The organism is Sodalinema gerasimenkoae IPPAS B-353, assembly GCF_009846485.1.
In the GTDB taxonomy this organism is placed as follows: Bacteria; Cyanobacteriota; Cyanobacteriia; order Cyanobacteriales; family Geitlerinemataceae; genus Sodalinema; species Sodalinema gerasimenkoae.
This window is the reverse complement of the sequence record NZ_ML776472.1, coordinates 2,245,227-2,264,034: the sequence shown is the minus strand read 5'-3', so window position 1 is coordinate 2,264,034 and position 18,808 is coordinate 2,245,227. Positions and strand designations below refer to the sequence as shown.

The following is an 18,808-nucleotide window of genomic DNA, read 5'->3' as shown; positions in this document are numbered from 1 at the left end:
GGATTTCCCTCGGTATTTTAGCAAAAAAATGGCAAAATACCTTGACAAATCTCCAAATTTAGTATCACGCCGCCAATCCTTGACTGAGATATTCCGTGACAGCGTCCATTTCCTGGCTCCCATCAACACAGAGCAAGCGCGATTGCTGCTCATAGAACTCAATCAGAGGGGCTGTGGCCTGGCGATATACCATCAGACGGTGACGAATCGTTTCCTCTTTGTCATCCTGACGACCCCGGGCCACTAGCCGCTGCACAATCTCATCGTCGGGAACCGTAAAATTCACCGCGCGATCGCAGGTTTGATGAATCTCAGCCAACAACGTATCCAAGAACTGAGCCTGAGACAAATTACGGGGAAAGCCGTCCAAAATCCAGCCCGATTGAGCATCATCCTGTTGCAGCCTCTCCCGCACCAACCCCAAGATCAGGTCATCGGGAACCAAATCCCCACGGTCCATATAGGATTTAGCTTTTTGTCCCAAGGGCGTTTGATCGGCAACCGCCTGGCGGAGAATATCCCCAGTCGAGATATGAGGGATTCCCAAGCGTTGAGAAACCCGTTGAGCCTGTGTACCTTTCCCCGCCCCTGGCGGTCCCAAAAAAATCAAACGCATAAGTTCTTATTTCACCATTCCTTCATAACGTTGCGAGATGACATAAGTTTGAATCTGCTTTGCCGTCTCAATAGCAACCCCCACCAAAATCAGTAATGAGGTTGCCCCAAACCCTTGAAAGGTTGTGACCCGAGTGGCACTTTCTACCGCCGTTGGCACCGTTGCCACCACACCAAGAAAGACGGCTCCCAAGAAGGTCAACCGGTTTAAAATTCGCTCAATATACTCGCTCGTAGCCCGTCCCGGACGAATCCCCGGAATACTCGATCCCATTTTTTTCAGGTTTTGCGCCAAATCCACAGGATTGAGGATTAAGGAGGCGTAGAAATAACTGAAGAACAGAATTAGCACCAGGTAGAACAGGGCATAGAGCCAAGGCGTGGGGCCCCCTGGGCTAAGGTACTCCGAAATTCGGACCAAAGTTGGATTGTTGGTTGCACCAGCAATAATGCCCGGCAAAATCAAGAAACTGGAGGCGAAAATAATCGGCATCACCCCTCCTTGATTCAGACGCAAAGGGAGATAGTTGGTGCGTTCGCGGTACAGACGACGACCCACCTGCCGACGAGCGGAAATAATGGGAATGCGTCGTGCGCCTTCTTGGACAAAGACAATCCCGACAATAGTGACGAGGAACACCAGTAACAACAGAATCACCCGTCCGACAATGGCTTGGTCTTGTTGAGCCAATTGGATGGTATTCCCTAAGGAACCGGGCAACACGGCCACAATGTTGACAAAAATCAACAGGGAGGCACCGTTACCAATACCACGCTCAGTAATCAACTCCGAGACCCACATCACAAACATGGCCCCCGTTACTAGAGCAATCATCGTCTGAGCCACAAACAGCGGCCCTGGGTCATAGGCGTAAGCACTGGTCCAGAGGGCAATACCGATGCTTTGCAGCACCGCCACCCCGAGGGCAATGTAACGAGTAATTTGGGAAATCTTGCGCCGTCCCGCTTCTCCCTCATTTTTTTGTAAATCTTCCAACGTTGGCAACGCCGCCGTCAGAAGCTGAATGGCGATCGAGGCGTTAATAAAGGGCAAAATCCCCAGGGCGAAAATCCCTAAGGTTTGCAAGCCTCCCCCCGAAAACGCATCCAGGAGTCCCAAAAAGGGGCTACCCTGCAAATCGGCGGCAAAACGCACTCGGTCAATGCCGGGAACTGGAAGATAAATTCCCAAGCGGACCACAAAAATTAAGCCAATGGTCACCAGGATACGGCCACGAAGACCGGCCGCCTGGGCCATCTGCATAAATGTTTCCTGAGCCGTTGGCGCTTTTTCTCGATTGACTACCATAACGGGAACCTCTAGCTGATACCTGTGAGCGTCGATTGAATACTCCGTGCCCTTGAATCACTCGGCAATTACTCGGCGTTGTCAGCTTGAGTGCCGTTGTCAGAGGTGTTCCCAGTAACGAGTTCACAGCGACCGCCAGCCGCTTCAATTTTTTGACGGGCACTTCGAGTAAAGGCAGCAGCTGTTACGGTTAGAGCAACCGTTAACTCGCCATCACCTAAGATTTTGAGCGGACCTTGCTGAGAATTAACAATGTTCGCATCAAGCACGGAGGCTAAGGTCACGTCACTGTTCGCTGTAAACGAAGCCAGTTGACCCACATTAACAATAGTGTACTGTTTGGGATTGATGACCGTAAAGTGCTTGAGTTTCGGCACTCGGCGGTATAAGGGCATTTGCCCCCCTTCAAATCCCGGTCGGGTTCCGCCACCGGAACGAGACTTTTGGCCGCGCATTCCTTTGCCGCAGCTTGCCCCTTGTCCGGCAGCAATCCCACGACCGAGACGACGGCGGCGTTTTTTAGAGCCGGGTTGCGGCTGAACGTCTTGTAATCTCATGATGTATAACAGTGAACAGTGAACAGTTTGCTTGGGCCGGGCCCATGGGGTCGCCCGCAAGTGAACAGCGAACCCTGGGGTCAACTGTTAACCGGATTGAGGGCGTGGGTGATGCCGACGGGGTGTTGAGAAATGCCTTTAGGAAAAGACTTGCTCTAAGGGAATATCCCGTTCTTTGGCCACATCACCAAAGGTACGCAGGGCCGAGAGTCCATCGACAGCGGCGCGAGCATTGTTTAGGGGATTACTCGACCCGAGTTGTTTGGCGAGGATGTTACGAACGCCTGCGAGTTCGAGGACGGTACGAACGGCACCGCCGGCAATTACCCCAGTACCAGCAGACGCAGGACGTATCATCACGCGAGCACCACCGGCTTCTCCATTCACCCGGTGGGGGATGGAACTGGCTTTGTTTAGAGGAACGGTTACGGTGTGTTTTCTGGCATCGGCAACGCCTTTTTTGACGGCACCGATGACATCACCGGCTTTGCCAACCCCTACTCCCACTTGTCCTCGTTCATTGCCAACGACAACAATGGCGCGGAAGCTGAGTTTTTTACCGCCTTTAACCACTTTGGTGACGCGGCGAATTTGGACGACGCGCTCTTGCCATTCGGAGTCTTTTTCGCGGTTACGGTTGCCTTTTTTGCGACGATCGCGTTGTTCTGCCATGTTGGATCCTATCGTGCGTAGTACGTTTGAGAGACGTCTTAGAACTGAAGACCAGCTTCACGAGCGGCTTCAGCTAAGGCCTGCACTCGACCGTGATAGAGGTTGCCCCCGCGATCGAATACAACTTTATCGATGCCTTTGTCCTTAAGGCGTTTGGCGAGAAGCTCACCAACTTTTGCCGAGGCTTCACAGGTGGCACTCCCCGAGAGGTTGGCCCGTAAATCGGGATCGAGGGTGGAAGCGGTGGCTAGGGTGTGATGTTGAGTATCATCAATCGCCTGGACATAGATGTGCTGGTTGGAACGGAAGACAGCCACTCTCGGGCGTTCCGTAGTTCCCTGCACTTTACGGCGAATCCGACGATGTCGGCGATGGGTGGACTGCTTTCGGGTCAGTTTCATAGTGACAATAGGGAATCGGCGTTTGAAAAGCCTGGAGGTAAAGGAAAATTAAAAGCCTGAGGGCATCGCCAGAGGAAATTATTTCTTCCCGGCTTTCCCGGCCTTACGACGGACTTGTTCGCCAGCGTAGCGAATCCCTTTGCCTTTGTAGACTTCAGGGGGACGTACGCCACGAATTTGAGCCGCGACGTTACCAACAACTTCTTTGTTAATCCCTTTAACAATGACGTTGGTGTTGTTTTCGACGCTGATATCAATGCCCTCGGGAGGATTGAGTTCAAAGGGTTGACTGTAGCCAACATTGAGAATCAGTTTCCGCCCTTGGACTTGGGCGCGATAGCCCACGCCTTGGATTTCGAGTCGCCGTTCAAAGCCTTTGGAGACTCCATCGACCATGTTGGCCAGGAGGGTGCGGCTCAGTCCGTGACGAGCGCGGGATGGACGGGACTCATCGCGACGTTGAACGAGAATCGTTCCGTCGTCTTCTTGAGTGAAGCTGACTTCACGGGGGAAGTCCCGTGAGAGTTCTCCTAGAGGACCTTTGACGGAAACAGCTTGTCCGTCAAGGTTGACGGTGACGTTCTTAGGAACGGGTATAGGACGTTTGCCAATTCGAGACATTGCGGTTTCTCTGCGGTTGTCTTACGGGTGAAATGGGATGAGAGACGGTCAACTAGCGGTTGCGTCTAGTAGACGTAGCAGAGAACTTCTCCGCCAACGCCTTGGCGACGGGCCTCGCGATCGGTCATGATCCCGTGGGAGGTGGAAATGATGGCAACACCGATTCCGCCCAAGATGCGAGGGAGTTCTTTCCGGTTGGAATAAACTCGTAAGCCCGGCTTACTGACGCGCTTAAGCTTCTTGATGGTGGGTTGACGATGTTTGCCTTTGTACTTGAGTGAGATGACGAGATGGCGGTTGATGCCTTCGCCGTCTTCTGTGAAATTCGAAATGAAGCCTTCGTCCTGTAAGACTTGGGCAATGCTGCGCGTCATCTTGGTGGACGGCACTTGCGTCGTGTCGTGCCGCGCCAAGGTGGAATTGCGAATGCGCGTCAGCATATCTGCAATGGTGTCGTTAGCCGCCATAGTTTCCTCTTATCTAACCTGCCTCAATTACTGCGGAAGGGCATTCCCATTTCCTTAAGCAACGCACGACCTTCTTCGTCGGTGTTGGCTGTGGTGACAATGGAGATGTCCATTCCCCGCAACTGGTCAATACTGTCGTAATCTACTTCGGGGAAGATCAATTGTTCACGGACCCCGAGGGTGTAGTTGCCTCGACCATCAAAACTTTTGGGACTAATGCCACGAAAGTCACGAATCCGGGGTAAGGAAATGCTGATCAAGCGATCGAGAAAGGCATACATCCGTTCTCGACGTAGGGTCACCATCACCCCAACGGGCATTCCTTCGCGGACTTTGAAGCCAGCAATGGATTTTTTAGCGCGCGTCACCACGGGTTTTTGTCCGGTGATAACGGCGAGTTCCCGCTGAGAAGACTCGAGGGCTTTGGCGTTTTGGGACGCTTCCCCTAAGCCTCGGTTGACGGTGATTTTGGAGAGTCGGGGGACTTGGTGGATGTTCTCGTAGTTAAACTCGGATTTGAGTTTCGGAACAATGGTCTCTAAGTAGAGGGTTTTGAGTCGCTGTGTCATGATCGTGATGTCTGGATGATGTCCTGGTCTGGGTCAGGACTGAGTCCGGGGTGCGATCGCCCGAGTGGATATTTAGTCAATGATTTCGCCGGTTTTTTTGAGCTTTCTGACTTTACGACCGTCTTCGGTAAAGGTATAGCAAGCCCGACTGGCTACTTTTTCTTTATTGGAGTAGAGCATGACGTTGGAGCTGTGAACCGGAGCTTCATAGGTATTGATGCTACCGGATTCACCCTCTTGGGTGGGTTTGACATGCTTGGTGCGAATGTTGACACCTTTGACAATCACCTGACTGGTTTCAGGGATGGCTCGCAGGACTTCGCCCACTTTACCTTTGTCTTTGCCGGCGATCAGTTGGACGGTATCGCCAGTTTTGACGTGCATTTTGTGGCGGACGGGGGTAGTTTGGCGTTGTTTTTTAGCCATTTATAGGACCTCCGGCGCGAGGGATACAATTTTGGTGAAGTTTCTTTCCCGGAGTTCACGGGCAACGGGTCCGAAAACCCGAGTCCCTCTGGGATTTCCTTCAGGGTTGACAATCACAGCAGCGTTGTCATCGAAGCGAATGCTCATACCACTTTCCCGCAAGAGATTTTTACGGGTGCGGACGATGACGGCGCGCACGATGTCGGATTTTTTGATGGGCATATTGGGAAGTGCGTCTTTGACGACGGCGATTACGGTATCGCCAACGTGGGCATAACGACGATTCCCCCCGAGGACACGGATGCACATGAGCTTCCGCGCCCCGCTGTTGTCAGCTACATTGAGGTAGGTTTCTTTTTGAATCACGGTCAGTCTCCCTTATGGGGGGTTCGGTGAACAAGGGAATGGCTCAGGGGAGAGTTAAACTCCGCTGGCGTGGCTGAGGGTTTCGACGATTACCCAGCGTTTTTCTTTGCTCAGAGGGCGGGATTCGCGAATACGGACGCGATCGCCTTCGTTGCAGTTGTTGTCCTCGTCATGGGCTTTATAGCGACGAGTTTGAACCATCGTTTTCCCATATTTGGGGTGAGGAACCCGAGTTTCGACAGCAACAACGACGGTTTTATCCATTTTGCTGCTGACGACGGTGCCGATTCTTTCTTTAACTGCCATAACAAATGGGGATGAGAGATGTGTCAGGGGGGTGAAGGATCACAGTGAACTTAACTGGTCCTACTCCTCTTCAGCGGTGGCTTCTTCAGCGGGAGCTTCTTCAGCCGTAGCGTCAGCGGTGGCCTCAGAGGAGGCTGGGGTTTCGCTAGCTTCCACAACCGAGGTGGTGGATTCGGTCGAAACCTCAGAGTCCGCTTGAGGAGCAGCTTGAGCAGCCGCTTGCCGCTTGAGTTCCCCTTCCACAGTTAGCAGTTGAGCTAAACGATGGCGCAGGTGTTTGAACTGGTGGGTTTTCTCCAACTGTCCGGTGGCTTGTTGTAAGCGCAGGTCGAACAATTGTTTTTTCACCTGAAGAACCTGCTCGGCGATGTCCTCTGGGGAGAGGTTACGAACCTCTTCGATTTGGGGTAGAGCCATAGTGAGTTTACTCTCCTTCGCGCTTGATAAACTTGGTCTTGATGGGCAATTTAAAGGATGCCAAGCGCATCGCCTCCCGAGCGGTTTCTTCGGGAACCCCGGCGATTTCAAACATCATGCGACCGGGTTTAACCACGGCAACCCAAAATTCAGGGTTCCCTTTACCTGAACCCATCCGGGTTTCAGCGGGGCGCATGGTCACGGGTTTATCCGGGAACAGGCGAATCCAGATTTTTCCCCCGCGTCGGATATAGCGGGTCATAGCACGACGGCTGGCTTCGATTTGGCGAGAGGTAATCCAGGACGGTTCAAGGGCCTGGAGTCCGAAATCACCGAAATCAACGGTGTTCCCACGGGTTGCTAAGCCGCGCATCCGTCCGCGATGTTGTTTGCGGAATTTAGTACGTTTGGGACTGAGCATGATCAACGGATCAAACGGTGGACAAGGGCAGGATGGGTATCACCAGTGCCGAGGCAATGGGTGAGGTTTATCCTTCGTTGGAACGGTCTTCAAACTGGCGACGACGCTGTTGGCGACGACGGGGTTGAGGGGCGCTCGGAGCGGGTTTATCGGTTTGTCCGGGTAGGATTTCACCTTTAAAAATCCAAACTTTGACCCCTAGGATGCCGTACACGGTGCGAGCGGTACGGTAGCTATAGTCAATGTCTGCCCGCAGGGTATGCAGGGGAACACGACCTTCGCGCGTCCATTCGGTTCGGGCAATTTCTGCACCGTTGAGCCGCCCAGACACTTGAACTTTGATGCCTTCGACGCCAGCGCGCTGGGCCCGTTGAATGGCTTGGCGCACAACCCGGCGGAAGGAAACCCGACGTTCGAGTTGCTGGGCGATGTATTCAGCGATTAGGGCAGAATCTGCGTCAACCCGAGCCACTTCAACGACGTTGATGCGGATTTGGCGGTTGCTGCCACCGAGTTGGGCTTGCAGATTGGTTCGTAAGCTCTCAATGCCACTGCCGCCGCGACCGACGACCACACCGGGACGAGCGGTGCGAATTTCGAGGTCCACTTGATCGGCTTTGCGCTCGATGTGGACTTCGGAAATGCCGGCGTTATTAAGATTTTTACTGATGTAGTCCCGAATTAGACGGTCTTCGCGTAGGAGTTCGGGATAGCGTTTGCTATCGGCAAACCACCGCGAGCGGTGCTCTTGGGTAATCCCAAGGCGAAAACCTGTTGGGTGAATCTTTTGTCCCACGAGTGTCGAGTCCTCTCTTAGTCTTCTTCGTAGTCAGGCGCAACTGCCACAGTGATATGGCAGGTGGGTCGGCGAATGGCATAGGCGCGACCCTGGGCGCGGGGGCGGTAGCGTTTTAGACCGGGGCCTTCGTCGGCGAAGGCTTCGCTCACCACTAGGGTTTGGGGGTCAAGTCCTAGGTTATGCTCGGCGTTAGCCACGGCGGAGCGTAGGACTTTCAGTACAGGCTCACAGGCGCGGTAGGGCATGAACTCCAGGATAATCAGTGCTTCCCGATAGGAACGGCCTCGAACTTGGTCGAGGACACGACGCACTTTTTTGGGGGACATGCGGACGTAACGCGCGATCGCCTTCACTTGTTCACTGGTATCGACAGCCATCAGGCTTCTCCTTACTCGTTTTCAGGTTATCGGCGGACTTTTTTGTCGCTTTTGGCGTGACCTCGGAAGGTGCGCGTTGGGGCGAATTCTCCAAGTTTGTGTCCGACCATTTGTTCGTTGACGTAAACGGGGACATGAGCGCGTCCGTTATGGACGGCGATGGTATGTCCGATCATTTGCGGCACGATGGTCGAGGCACGAGACCAGGTCTTGATGACCTGTTTTTCGTTTTTGGCGTTGAGGGCTTCGAGTTTCTTCATCAAGCTATCGGCGATGAAGGGGCCCTTTTTTAGCGATCGACTCATAGGTATTCCAAACGGGAGTGTAAACGGGGGATGTCCAGCAGATGAAACAAAGCTTGACCCTAAATTTGGCGGATCCGCCAAATTTAGCTTGACAAAAGCGTGAGACTGTACTAGCTCTCGCGTCCGCCCCGGCTCCGTTTGGAGGTCTTCCGGCGACGCCGCACCACGTATTTGCTGCTTTGTTTGTTTTTCTTGCGGGTTTTCATCCCCAAGGTGGGTTTACCCCAAGGGGTAACCGGACCGCTGCGACCAATGGGGGCGCGGCCTTCACCACCACCATGAGGGTGGTCCACCGGGTTCATGACGCTGCCTCGAACCTGAGGACGGCGACCCTTCCAGCGGGTACGACCGGCTTTACCTAGGGTTAGGTTTCTGGCGTCGGCGTTACCCACTTGACCGATGGTGGCGTAGCATTCACGACGCACCATGCGGACTTCAGTCGAAGGCAGTTTCAGGGTGACGAAGTTGCCTTCTTTGGCCACGAGCTGGGCACTGGTCCCAGCGGCGCGGACGATTTGTCCCCCCCGTCCGGGATTGAGTTCAACGTTATGAACGGTCGTCCCTAAGGGAATGTTGGACAGAGGCAGGGCGTTGCCCACTTCAATAGGAGCGTCGGGACCGGAGACAATTTGCGTGCCTACGGTGAGTCCCGTTGGATGCAGGATGTAGCGCTTTTCACCATCGAGGTAGTGAAGTAAGGCAATCCGGGCGTTACGGTTGGGGTCGTATTCAATCTGAGCGACCTTAGCGGGAACGTTATGTTTATCCCGTCGGAAGTCGATGAGACGATAGCGACGTTTGTGCCCACCACCGCGATGGCGGCAGGTAATGACGCCTCGGTTATTGCGACCTTTGGCGCGGTGTTTGGATTTTGTTAGGCTCTTTTCGGGCTTATCGCGGGTAATGGTCTCGAAGTCCGAAACGGTCGCCTGTCGAGTTCCCGGAGTATAAGGGCGGTATGAGCGGATACCCATAGTATTGACCTTGGCTGGGGTTTGCTAAGTAAGGACCGATTGGGTTAAACGTCGGGGAACAGTGGGATGGTGTCACCTTCAGCGAGACGCACAATGGCCCGTTTGTATTGGCTCTTGTAACCGATGAAGCGCCCGACCCGTTTTTTCTTGCGGGGAGGGGTGCTGGTGTTGACGGAAATGACCTTGACATCAAAGACTTGTTCGACGGCAGCCTTGATTTCCGGCTTGGTCGCTTTGGGCGACACGTCGAAAACATATTGATTGCTCTCCATCAACAACGTGGCTTTCTCGGTGATGATGGGACGTTTAATCAGGTCGGACAGGGTACGGGGGTCAATGGGTTTAGTCATTGTAAACCTCGTGAATCTTGGCTAACCCCGCCGCCGTGGTAATGATGTAGTCGGCGTGCAAGAGGTCGTAAACGTTGAGATTGGTTGCGGTGATGACTTTTAACCGCTCTAGGTTACGGGCTGACAGATAAATGTTGTCAGGCAGTTCCGGCAAGATAAGCAGTGCTCTTTGCTCGGACTGAACTCCCCAACGTAGGAGGGCTGCGGCCAGGTCTTGGGTTTTAGGACGGGGAAATTCCTCGGCGAACTCTTCGACCACAATTAGGTCTTCTGAGCGACTTTGGAAGGCAGTCCTCAAGGCCAGCCGCCGTTCTTTGCGGTTCATTTTCAGGTTGTAATCCCGAGGTTTGGGACCAAAAATGACACCACCCCCTCTCCAGAGGGGAGAACGGATGGAACCGGCGCGAGCGCGACCTGTTCCTTTTTGTCGCCAAGGTTTGCGGCCACCGCCACGTACTTCAGCGCGGGTTTTGGTGGAGGCAGTGCCCTGGCGGGCATTCGCCATCTGACGCACGAGGGCGCGATGGACGATGTGGGCTGCGGTTTCTTCTTTGGCAACTTTGAGGTCAAGGGAAGCTTGTCCCACTTCTTCACCTTGCCAGTTGCGAACGACACAATTAACCATGTTGTTTGAGGTCAAGGGAAGCTTGTCCCACTTCTTCACCTTGCCAGTTGCGAACGACACAATTAACCATGTTGATTGTCTGTGTTTTGTTCCAGGATGGGACGTTTACGATTCGCCAACGATGTTGGCAGGGCTGAGGCTCAATTTGTCTGTGTTTTGTTCCAGGATGGGACGTTTACGATTCGCCAACGATGTTGGCAGGGCTGAGGCTCAATACTGTGCCAGGTTTGCCGGGGACGGCGCCTTTGACGAGGATTAAGTTGTTTTCGAGGTCAGTTTTGACGACGGTGAGTTTACGCACGGTGACGCGACTGCCGCCTTTACGACCGGCCATCCGTTTGCCGGGATAGACCCGACCGGGGGTGGTTCCGGCGCCGGTTGAACCGGGCAAGCGGTGGTTTTTCGACCCGTGAGACATGGGCCCACGTTTGAAGTTGTGGCGCTTTTGATATCCAGCAAAACCTCGACCGATGCTGTTGCCGCTCACGTCGATGAGTTGACCATCGCTGAACAGCTCTACGGTGAGGGTTTGCCCTAGTTCATAGTCACTCACACTCTGCGGTTTGTATTCACGGAGGTGACGCAGAGGGGGGGCATCGGATTTTTTCAGATGACCCAGTAAAGGTTGGTTAAGGTTTTTAGGTTTAACTTCCTCGTAACCAATTTGGACGGCTTCGTAACCGTCGGTTTCTTTGGTCTTGATTTGCGTGATTTTACACGGACCGGCTTCGACGACTGTAACGGGGATGGCTTTGCCATCTTCGCTAAAGATTTGGGTCATGCCGACCTTTTTGCCGAGAATCCCAACAGACACGGTACTGCTTTCTCCTTGTTTCGCCACTACACAGACTGAAGATAGGCGGGCTGCGATCCTGCCCGAGAGTTCAACGTCGCGCCAGACCAACACCAAGTCACGTTAGAACTGCACTCCGGGTTGGGAGTGCGTCTGAAGATGATCTTGGCGATCGCAGGTTTGTTGGCTGGGGTCTCGCGAAAGCTGATTCCGAGGCGACCGAGTTTAGGTTCGGTTGAGACTTAGGAAAATTCAGCACTATGCTAGGAATTGACCCAGTATCCCCGGATTGACCTGCTCAAGTCTCGGTTAGGAGAACCAAAGCAACCCATCTCCGTCTTCCCGCATTGCCTCGAACTTAGAGTCCAAGACGCTGGGAAAAGCCTCTACGCTTGCGACCGGTATGCCTTGCTGGGAAATTAGCCAGTCCCAACCTAGGCGGCGCGATGCAATGAACGACTCAGGTGGAGTCGTATGTGCGCTTCTTACGAGTTTCAGTCGCAACTTCCTAATATATAGTATTTTGCGGCAACTGTCTAGGTAAAGGGGAAATCTTTTTTGATATGGGGGGAAGGGGGATGGGTTGGGGTGTGATCGCACTTCCTACACGCTTGGCGATCGCACCGATGGATTAGAGTACAGGCCTAGGCTTGGGTCTATACTAGGGGCTGAGCGGTGGTCTGAGCGGCGATTGCGGTTCCCGCACGTTCGCGATCGCACACAATTGCACTCAATAGAATCTTACAGATTAGATTATGGGACTCTTGATCAACGGTAAAAAATTTTTGCGAGACTTGGAGAATGCTGGGTCATTGGCGGTCTATGCCCCCCTCGAAGGCGGGTTCGCCGGTCGCTACCAACGGCGAGTACGAGCCGCTGGCTACAGCAACATCACCCTCAACGCTCGCGGCTTAGGCGATTTAGCAGCTTATTTGATGGGAGTGCATGGGGTGCGTCCGCCCCACTTAGGCAAAAAAGACTATGGCGATGGTGCAGTGGGTCCCATTGCCTATCTTCCCCCAGTGGTCACCACAGAACTGGAGAATCTCCCCAAAGACTGTAAGGGTCTATTACTTTGGATTATCGATGGTCGAGTTCTCTCCCGTCAAGAATTGGAATATCTAACGGCGTTGCCGAAAATTGAGCCTCGCGTCAAGGTCGTCGTTGAAGTTGGCGGTGAGCGGTTCGTCCGCTGGATGCACCTGGAAGAAGCGTTAGTTCCGGCTTAGGTTCATGTAACCCAATTGGGTTCGATCTAATTAGCCCCCTCGGTCTGCTGTCAAATCGGGGGGGCTTCCATTTGAGGAGGGGGGACTCGGAAGAATGGCAGACTAGAGCATGTATAGGGATTACCCGTCTGGTGAAGCCAAATATGTCCAGGCAGTAGTATTTTTATTTGTAATACCAATATCCTAATTTTCATGAGTTAATTAACCAGGGCAAAGGTGAGATTATTAAACATTTGTTAAGGTCGCCCAAAAAAATATGGAGAAATCCATAAAAAGCTCAATCCCCCATAGATTCGTCCTTAGCAGCTTGTGAGTCGAGTCATCAATGATGGTGTTCATGGTCTCTCCCCCTTGTCACTTAGGGAACTGACTCGCTAGCATCGCAAACAGGTGTAGCTACCAGCTGATAGTCACTCATTTAAGAGTTGAAATAAGACTACAGCAAAACGAGAGCGAAAAACGCGATCGCACCCTCACGAGCTACTAATTCATGGATTGATTCTGAATTTAGAATCACAGCTCCGTCATAATAGGTGTGCATTGCACCGCCGCTCACACGAGATCTGATTTTATTGATCGTTAATGGTAAATCCCCAGCATTTGCCGGATTAAATCAGTCTCATGCTGAACGTAGGAGAATAGTTTAATGGCTAGTCCACAACGCACTAAAGTTGCTGAACAGCTTAACGACGTAATGGCTCAAGGTATTTCGGATGATGAACGTCAGGCCTTGGCCCTGAAGACACGAATTGAAGCTAGCCTGAACGCTTACAAGCGTACTGAAGGCAAAAGCGAAAACAACGGCGAGGAAGATGACTATCGCGATGATGAGGGTCAACGGACTTACATTGCCAATTTCACCAAAGGGTTGCGTCACAACAAATTTGGTGAAGTAGAGGCTGAGCAATATGAGACATTGCTCCATGCAGTGGAGAGCGGAGAGTCCGAGGCGTTTCAAAAAATTCCTCGCTTTGCTGATCGTCCACTCGTTAATCCTCAAGCAGGTTTAGCTTTTAATTTGCAAGGTTCTGATCCCCATGCTGTTAAAACCCGTTCCCGATCAGATCATCCCATCTCAATTCGTCCTGCACCTCGGATTGATAGTCCTGAAGTCTCTGCGGAGATGGCAGAACTCTACTGGATGACTCTCTTGCGGGATACCAATTTTACTGAGTTTGAAAACAGTGATCTCGCCAAGAAAGCAGCAGAGTCCCTCTCTAAATTTTCGGACTTCCGAGGGCCCAAGGATGATGGCGACGTCACACCGCGTACCCTCTTTCGAGGATTTACCCAGGGAGATTTGCGCGGGCCCTATGTCTCGCAGTTCCTTGTGAAGGGGAATACAACAACCAAGGACGATAAAGGTAAAGATGGACAGATCAAGTATGGTTCTCTGACCATCGATCTACGCCAACGGACTGTTGAAGCAGGTTCCGACTGGATGATGACTGATTTCAAATACTGGTTGGCCGTTCAGAACGGGAATGACACTGAAGAAAAAGATCGTTTTGACGAAGAAGCTCGCCGTTTCATTCGCAACCCACGAGACTTAGCCAACTACGTCCATTTCGATCAACTACATCAAGCCTACTTTAATGCCTGCTTGTTCCTATTGTCTGAGCGGTATTTAAGGTTTGTGCCGTTGCGTGACGAGCCGTTGACCTTAGACCAACGGAGTCCAGATGAAGGCTTTGAGTTTCCGTTCACCGACGGAAATCCTTATAAGGACTTCGACAATCAAGACGGTTTTGGAACCTTTGGCGCTCCTCATATCTTGAGCCTTGTCAGTGAGGTATCAACTCGTGCCTTAAAAACGGTCTGGTATGAGAAGTGGTTTGTACATCGTCGCTTACGTCCAGAAGAGTTTGGTGGACGGATTCATGTTCATCTCGATGATGACAATGATATTCGCTATCCCATCGACTCAGAAATTGTTGAGTCTCTCACTGATGGCTATCTCAGTCATCATTTCGGACCCAAGGCAGATGGTGATAAGCGTTTTGAGAACTACTTGCTCCCTCAAGTTTTCCCTGAAGGTTCTCCCATGCACCCAGCCTATGGTGCGGGTCATGCGACGGTCGCCGGTGCTTGTGTCACGGTACTGAAAGCTTGGTTTGATGAAGGTCGAGTGATTCAAGACCCATTAGTTCCGACCCATGACGGTACTGAACTGACTGAATATCAGGGGTCTGACGCGGATCAGCTTACAGTTGGCGGTGAGTTAAATAAGTTAGCTGCTAACATCTCCCTGGGTCGCAATATGGCGGGTGTTCACTGGCGCAGTGATCATGATGAATCCCTTCTGTTGGGTGAAGCTGTGGCGATCGATCTGATGCAGGAGCAGTTCCTTACCTTTAATGAAAAGCGTCCTGATGGCAGCTTGCCTTTCTTTGAACTCACGAAGTTTGATGGACATCGGATTCGCATTGATGCCGAAGGTATTACTGAAATTTAGTGCCTAATTGCTCTGAACCTTTGGGTTGAGGTGTGTTTGCTGAGATGAGATTGAGTTGGAGATGATAACTAGATGATTTCAGCTAATCTGGGCATCAACAACTAACTCAATCCATATCCATCTCTAATTGGGTTGTGGTCTGTTTTATGACCACAACCCGTTGCGTCAAGGGGTGTGATCGTCTTTTCTTTGAGTCATTGACTAATTGGTTGTTGCCATAACAAAGCTTACGTTACTTCTCAGTGTTTCTCTATTTCTTGTATTACCCATTTCTTATGAATTTTATCTTTTTTGTATTTACTGTCATCCGTCGATAGATAGGTTAATGTGTTCAAATCTTGTGCCACTCGATAGATGATATCCAGATTTCTAGACATTAGGATGGTAGTCAGATGCAGATGATATCAGGAGGAAATACCTTATTATGTTATTTCCTAAAAAATTACCCGTTTGGATGTTGAGTTCGTCCCTCTTGGCTGGGACTGCGATCGCCGGCTTTGTGGCTCCTGGAATTGCAGAGGTGTCGAACACTGGCGAGACCTCCAATTCAGAAATAGAGATCTCGCAAGAAGCTGAAGCGGAGACTGAAGGAGATATTGAGATTCAGTCAGTTCGGGCTGATCTCGGGGTTCATGAACTTCAATGGACTGCCGGTGGTATTGAACACCGGGGGACTCTCTGGATGGCCGGTGATACGGGAACCCTTCAAGTTGAAGTTGATGCGTTAGATCAGCCTGTCAGACAGGATGTTGAACTGAGTCGAGATGGAAGTGGCTTTATCCTAGAGGGCAGTAACCCATCTGATCCGAACTACTCAGCTGATACCTTTCGCTTTCAGTTAGTCGATGGAACTGTTGATCAGATTAGCAATATCGAAAACTGTAGTGATGGCCCTTGCGTCCCTGTCGATGAGACGAGACTTCAATAGGGTTTGACCTTGACTAGAATAGTCTGAGTCTTGAGTTGATAGTAGAACCTCGGCTATTCCTGGCAGAGGTTCTACTGTCGCAGGAGGTGATGTGTTATATGGTTTAATGTCAGCTATTTTGTAGCTTATTTCATGTGTTGTTAGCTAAAGGTCTTTGTTTCGAGAAAATGTCAACCATTTTAAACATTGAAAATTTATCCGGCTTATTATTAACATCGTCTGTCCTATTTGGGGCTGCTGCTCCCAGTGCAAAAGCGATTGAAATGGTGGATATCCATCACCCTCAACCCAATGATATCGTGACAGATCCAGTCGAAGTTTGTGGTGTGGGGACCGGTCGCCATGGCGAGGTTACAATGCAACTGCTTGATGACGACGAAACTGAGTTATCTCAAGATTTCTTTAGAGTGGGAGGAGTTGGAATTTGGCGAAACTTTTGTGTAACGCTTCCCCTCTCATCGGTACCTGAAACAGCTCAGGGCGAGTTGGTCGTCTCCACGGGAACGGGTCCTGATGGTGGACCGGATGCGATTATCCCGGTGGTTTTCGGTGAGGCCATTATGGATGATTATGATGGCTTCCGGGCCCATACGGTTCGTGAGGGAGAAACGCTCTACTCTATTGCCCAAGAGTACTATGAGAATCCCGACGATTATCAGCGCATTATCGATGCGAATCCCCAACGGATTGATGACATTGAGGATCTCGATGTGGGCGAGTCCTTGCGCGTTCCCTTACCACGAGACTACATGCGTTAATACAAGGAGCATTGAGCGTCCGTAGCTACACTGGAGTCAGTGTTAATCCAGCCTGGTCTTGAACAATGGTTCAAACTCCGATTTCCTCTGAACATCTTTACCCCGACTCCGATGGTCAGCCAATGGCAGAAAACACGCTCCAGTATTGCTGGATTGTCCGTTTGGTGACCAACCTCAAGCAACTGCTTAAAGATGAGATGGCGTTTGTGGCAGGGGATTTGCTCTGGTATCCGGTTCCGGTTGAGCGTCCCCCGGCTCCCTGTCAAGCTCCTGATGCCATGGTGGTGTTGGGTCGTCCTGATGGGGACCGAGGCAGTTACAAACAATGGGAGGAAGACAACATTGCGCCCCAGGTCGTGTTTGAAATTCTCTCCCCCAGTAACACCATGAGCGAGATGGCGGCGAAACAGCAGTTTTATCGAAAATTTTGGGTCTAAAACCCCGTCCTTCTAGGACGGCTTTTGACAATCCTGCTTTTTTGTGCCAAGATTGTCCGCACAACCGATGCCAACGGTGCGATGCTTGTTCTTGAGTTCAAAATCAGAGGGAAGCCACACCAATACGCGGCGATTGACGAAGCGATCCGAACCGCACAGTTCGTTCGCAACAAGGCACTGCGCTATTGGATGGATACCCCTGGGGTCAACAAATACGACCTCAATAAGTACTGTCGGGTACTCGCCCGAGAGTATGATTTTGCTAGAGAACTCAACAGCACGGCTCGTCAAGCTTCAGCAGAACGTGCTTGGTCGGCAATTTCTCGATTCTTCGAGAACTGTCGCCAGTCTGTTCCTGGCAAGAAAGGATATCCCAGGTTCAAGAAAAACAGTCGTTCCGTCGAGTACAAAACTTCCGGCTGGAAGTTACTCGACCCCAAACACATTGTCTTTACCGACAAGAAGAATGTCGGGCGACTGAAGCTAGTTGGAACCTGGGATTTGGCATTTTACGGTATCGAACAAATCAAGCGGGTTCGACTGGTTCGCAGAGCCGATGGCTATTACGCTCAGTTCTGCGTCAAAGTAGACGTTCGAGAAGAACTCAAACCGTCAGGAAATACCGTGGGGTTGGATGTCGGACTCAAGGAGTTCTACACCGATTCCAACGGGGAGTGCGAACCGAACCCGAGGTTTTACCGAAACGCCGAGAAAAAGCTGAAACGCTCTCACCGAAGGGTGAGCAAAAAACAGAAAGGCTCTGCTAACCGAAAAAAAGCCGTCAATCGACTCAGACGAGTACACCTCAAAATAAGTCGGCAACGTGAGGAACACGCCAAGAAACTGGCGCGTTGCGTAATCCGATCTAACGATTTGGTAGCCTACGAAAATTTGAGGATTAAGAATCTGGTGAGAAACCACTGTCTCGCCAAGTCGATTCACGATGCTGGTTGGTATCAGTTCAGGAAATGGTTGGAGCATTTTGGAGTGAAATTCGGCAGGATAACTGTAGCGGTGAACCCTGCCTATACCTCTCAAAAATGCTCAAGTTGCGGCACGGTGGTCCAGAAAAGTCTTTCGACTCGAACTCACGTTTGTCAGTGTGGGTGCGAGTTGGATAGAGACCACAACGCAGCCGTCAACATTCTGAATGCTGCCTTAAGTACGGTAGGGCATACCGGAACTTGGGTCGATGACCCAAACGCTTCTGGAGATTTGACCGCTACTTTGGCTGGTGCAAACCTGTCAGGGCAAGTCGGATCGTTGAAGGAAGAATCCCCACGCCTTTAGGCTGGGGAGTGTCAAGAGCAACATGGGGTGCTGGAGATGTTTTTCTATAATCCCCAATCTCTTGATTTTTGGGGATATCAACGGGCGGCGGTCACGGATAGGTTTGTGTTAGTCACGCCGCTGCACTTACCTTGGACGTCGCCGCTGTTGAAGATTCGCTTTGAACTCTCGGGAGAGGGGTTAGAACTTTATTATCCTGATGGGGAACCGTTTAAGGAGCCGGGGGAGTTGTTTGCAGAACGGGATTTGGCTCGACAGGAACGCGATCGCGCTTTGGCGAAACTGCGGGAGTTGGGAATTGACCCGGAAACCCTTTGACAACGCCCTACCGAAGCATTCAA

General features: G+C 51.6%; 26 protein-coding genes and 1 pseudogene. 7 read left to right on the top strand and 20 right to left on the bottom strand.

What is annotated here, in order from left to right:
* Positions 1 to 64: 64 nt before the first annotated feature.
* The 20 genes from L855_RS09910 to rplC all read right to left on the bottom strand — a co-directional run bounded on the left by L855_RS09910 (position 65) and on the right by rplC (position 11,391).
* A complete protein-coding gene (locus L855_RS09910) occupies positions 65 to 616 on the bottom strand; it encodes an adenylate kinase (RefSeq protein WP_159787469.1) in 552 nt (183 codons plus the stop codon).
* A 6-nt stretch (positions 617 to 622) separates the two neighbouring features.
* On the bottom strand, positions 623 to 1,924 hold the full coding sequence (secY, locus tag L855_RS09905; RefSeq protein WP_159787466.1) for a preprotein translocase subunit SecY: 1,302 nt from the start codon (positions 1,922 to 1,924) through the stop codon (positions 623 to 625).
* Positions 1,925 to 1,992: 68 nt separating this feature from the next.
* The gene (rplO, locus tag L855_RS09900) at positions 1,993 to 2,481 is read right to left on the bottom strand and encodes a 50S ribosomal protein L15 (RefSeq protein WP_159787463.1); all 489 of its coding nucleotides are present in this window, start codon (positions 2,479 to 2,481) and stop codon (positions 1,993 to 1,995) included.
* Positions 2,482 to 2,619: 138 nt separating this feature from the next.
* A complete protein-coding gene (gene rpsE, locus L855_RS09895) occupies positions 2,620 to 3,153 on the bottom strand; it encodes a 30S ribosomal protein S5 (protein ID WP_159787460.1) in 534 nt (177 codons plus the stop codon).
* 38 nt (positions 3,154 to 3,191) lie between these two features.
* Positions 3,192 to 3,554 carry a 50S ribosomal protein L18 gene (gene rplR, locus L855_RS09890; RefSeq protein ID WP_159787457.1) on the bottom strand — a complete coding sequence of 121 codons (363 nt, stop codon included), beginning with the start codon at positions 3,552 to 3,554 and terminating at the stop codon, positions 3,192 to 3,194.
* Between the two features lie 78 nt (positions 3,555 to 3,632).
* Positions 3,633 to 4,175 (bottom strand): 50S ribosomal protein L6, encoded by a 543-nt coding sequence (rplF, locus tag L855_RS09885; protein WP_159787454.1) that lies wholly within the window; start codon positions 4,173 to 4,175, stop codon positions 3,633 to 3,635.
* Positions 4,176 to 4,240: 65 nt separating this feature from the next.
* Positions 4,241 to 4,642, bottom strand: a complete 402-nt coding sequence (gene rpsH / locus L855_RS09880; protein ID WP_068787963.1) for a 30S ribosomal protein S8 — start codon at positions 4,640 to 4,642, stop codon at positions 4,241 to 4,243.
* A 23-nt stretch (positions 4,643 to 4,665) separates the two neighbouring features.
* Positions 4,666 to 5,211: a 50S ribosomal protein L5 gene (rplE, locus tag L855_RS09875; protein WP_159787451.1), complete on the bottom strand. Its 546-nt coding sequence runs from the start codon at positions 5,209 to 5,211 to the stop codon at positions 4,666 to 4,668.
* 72 nt (positions 5,212 to 5,283) lie between these two features.
* Positions 5,284 to 5,637: a 50S ribosomal protein L24 gene (gene rplX, locus L855_RS09870; RefSeq protein ID WP_068787961.1), complete on the bottom strand. Its 354-nt coding sequence runs from the start codon at positions 5,635 to 5,637 to the stop codon at positions 5,284 to 5,286.
* The gene (gene rplN / locus L855_RS09865) at positions 5,638 to 6,003 is read right to left on the bottom strand and encodes a 50S ribosomal protein L14 (RefSeq protein WP_068787960.1); all 366 of its coding nucleotides are present in this window, start codon (positions 6,001 to 6,003) and stop codon (positions 5,638 to 5,640) included. It abuts the gene before it with no gap.
* 54 nt (positions 6,004 to 6,057) lie between these two features.
* Entirely contained in the window at positions 6,058 to 6,309 is a 252-nt protein-coding gene (rpsQ, locus tag L855_RS09860) for a 30S ribosomal protein S17 (RefSeq protein ID WP_159787448.1), read from the bottom strand.
* 60 nt (positions 6,310 to 6,369) lie between these two features.
* The gene (rpmC, locus tag L855_RS09855) at positions 6,370 to 6,726 is read right to left on the bottom strand and encodes a 50S ribosomal protein L29 (RefSeq protein ID WP_159787445.1); all 357 of its coding nucleotides are present in this window, start codon (positions 6,724 to 6,726) and stop codon (positions 6,370 to 6,372) included.
* A gap of 7 nt (positions 6,727 to 6,733) precedes the next feature.
* The gene (gene rplP, locus L855_RS09850) at positions 6,734 to 7,147 is read right to left on the bottom strand and encodes a 50S ribosomal protein L16 (protein ID WP_068787958.1); all 414 of its coding nucleotides are present in this window, start codon (positions 7,145 to 7,147) and stop codon (positions 6,734 to 6,736) included.
* Positions 7,148 to 7,214: 67 nt separating this feature from the next.
* Entirely contained in the window at positions 7,215 to 7,943 is a 729-nt protein-coding gene (gene rpsC / locus L855_RS09845; protein WP_159787442.1) for a 30S ribosomal protein S3, read from the bottom strand.
* A gap of 17 nt (positions 7,944 to 7,960) precedes the next feature.
* On the bottom strand, positions 7,961 to 8,323 hold the full coding sequence (rplV, locus tag L855_RS09840; RefSeq protein ID WP_159787439.1) for a 50S ribosomal protein L22: 363 nt from the start codon (positions 8,321 to 8,323) through the stop codon (positions 7,961 to 7,963).
* 26 nt (positions 8,324 to 8,349) lie between these two features.
* On the bottom strand, positions 8,350 to 8,628 hold the full coding sequence (gene rpsS / locus L855_RS09835) for a 30S ribosomal protein S19 (RefSeq protein WP_068787955.1): 279 nt from the start codon (positions 8,626 to 8,628) through the stop codon (positions 8,350 to 8,352).
* Between the two features lie 110 nt (positions 8,629 to 8,738).
* Positions 8,739 to 9,602: a 50S ribosomal protein L2 gene (gene rplB, locus L855_RS09830; RefSeq protein WP_159787436.1), complete on the bottom strand. Its 864-nt coding sequence runs from the start codon at positions 9,600 to 9,602 to the stop codon at positions 8,739 to 8,741.
* A 44-nt stretch (positions 9,603 to 9,646) separates the two neighbouring features.
* Positions 9,647 to 9,952 (bottom strand): 50S ribosomal protein L23, encoded by a 306-nt coding sequence (locus L855_RS09825; RefSeq protein ID WP_159787433.1) that lies wholly within the window; start codon positions 9,950 to 9,952, stop codon positions 9,647 to 9,649.
* A complete protein-coding gene (gene rplD, locus L855_RS09820) occupies positions 9,945 to 10,577 on the bottom strand; it encodes a 50S ribosomal protein L4 (RefSeq protein WP_159787430.1) in 633 nt (210 codons plus the stop codon). The genes L855_RS09825 and rplD overlap by 8 nt, the downstream gene beginning before the upstream one ends.
* Before the next feature lie 175 nt (positions 10,578 to 10,752).
* A complete protein-coding gene (gene rplC, locus L855_RS09815; protein ID WP_159791059.1) occupies positions 10,753 to 11,391 on the bottom strand; it encodes a 50S ribosomal protein L3 in 639 nt (212 codons plus the stop codon).
* Between the two features lie 734 nt (positions 11,392 to 12,125).
* On the opposite strand from rplC, the gene ndhN reads away from it, so the two are divergent.
* From ndhN to L855_RS09780, 7 genes and pseudogenes are all read left to right on the top strand, one after another.
* Positions 12,126 to 12,599 carry an NAD(P)H-quinone oxidoreductase subunit N gene (ndhN, locus tag L855_RS09810; RefSeq protein WP_159787427.1) on the top strand — a complete coding sequence of 158 codons (474 nt, stop codon included), beginning with the start codon at positions 12,126 to 12,128 and terminating at the stop codon, positions 12,597 to 12,599.
* Between the two features lie 646 nt (positions 12,600 to 13,245).
* Positions 13,246 to 15,054, top strand: a complete 1,809-nt coding sequence (locus L855_RS09805) for a vanadium-dependent haloperoxidase (protein ID WP_219729900.1) — start codon at positions 13,246 to 13,248, stop codon at positions 15,052 to 15,054.
* Positions 15,055 to 15,478: 424 nt separating this feature from the next.
* Positions 15,479 to 15,982, top strand: coding sequence for a hypothetical protein (locus L855_RS09800; RefSeq protein WP_159787424.1), 504 nt, complete (start codon positions 15,479 to 15,481; stop codon positions 15,980 to 15,982).
* 167 nt (positions 15,983 to 16,149) lie between these two features.
* Positions 16,150 to 16,740 carry a LysM peptidoglycan-binding domain-containing protein gene (locus L855_RS09795; protein WP_159787421.1) on the top strand — a complete coding sequence of 197 codons (591 nt, stop codon included), beginning with the start codon at positions 16,150 to 16,152 and terminating at the stop codon, positions 16,738 to 16,740.
* A gap of 65 nt (positions 16,741 to 16,805) precedes the next feature.
* Positions 16,806 to 17,174, top strand: a pseudogene (locus tag L855_RS09790) (Uma2 family endonuclease); the annotation flags it as partial.
* Between the two features lie 84 nt (positions 17,175 to 17,258).
* Positions 17,259 to 18,467, top strand: a complete 1,209-nt coding sequence (locus L855_RS09785) for an RNA-guided endonuclease InsQ/TnpB family protein (RefSeq protein WP_159791057.1) — start codon at positions 17,259 to 17,261, stop codon at positions 18,465 to 18,467.
* Positions 18,468 to 18,503: 36 nt separating this feature from the next.
* The gene (locus tag L855_RS09780; protein ID WP_246198791.1) at positions 18,504 to 18,785 is read left to right on the top strand and encodes a hypothetical protein; all 282 of its coding nucleotides are present in this window, start codon (positions 18,504 to 18,506) and stop codon (positions 18,783 to 18,785) included.
* Positions 18,786 to 18,808 lie beyond the last annotated feature (23 nt).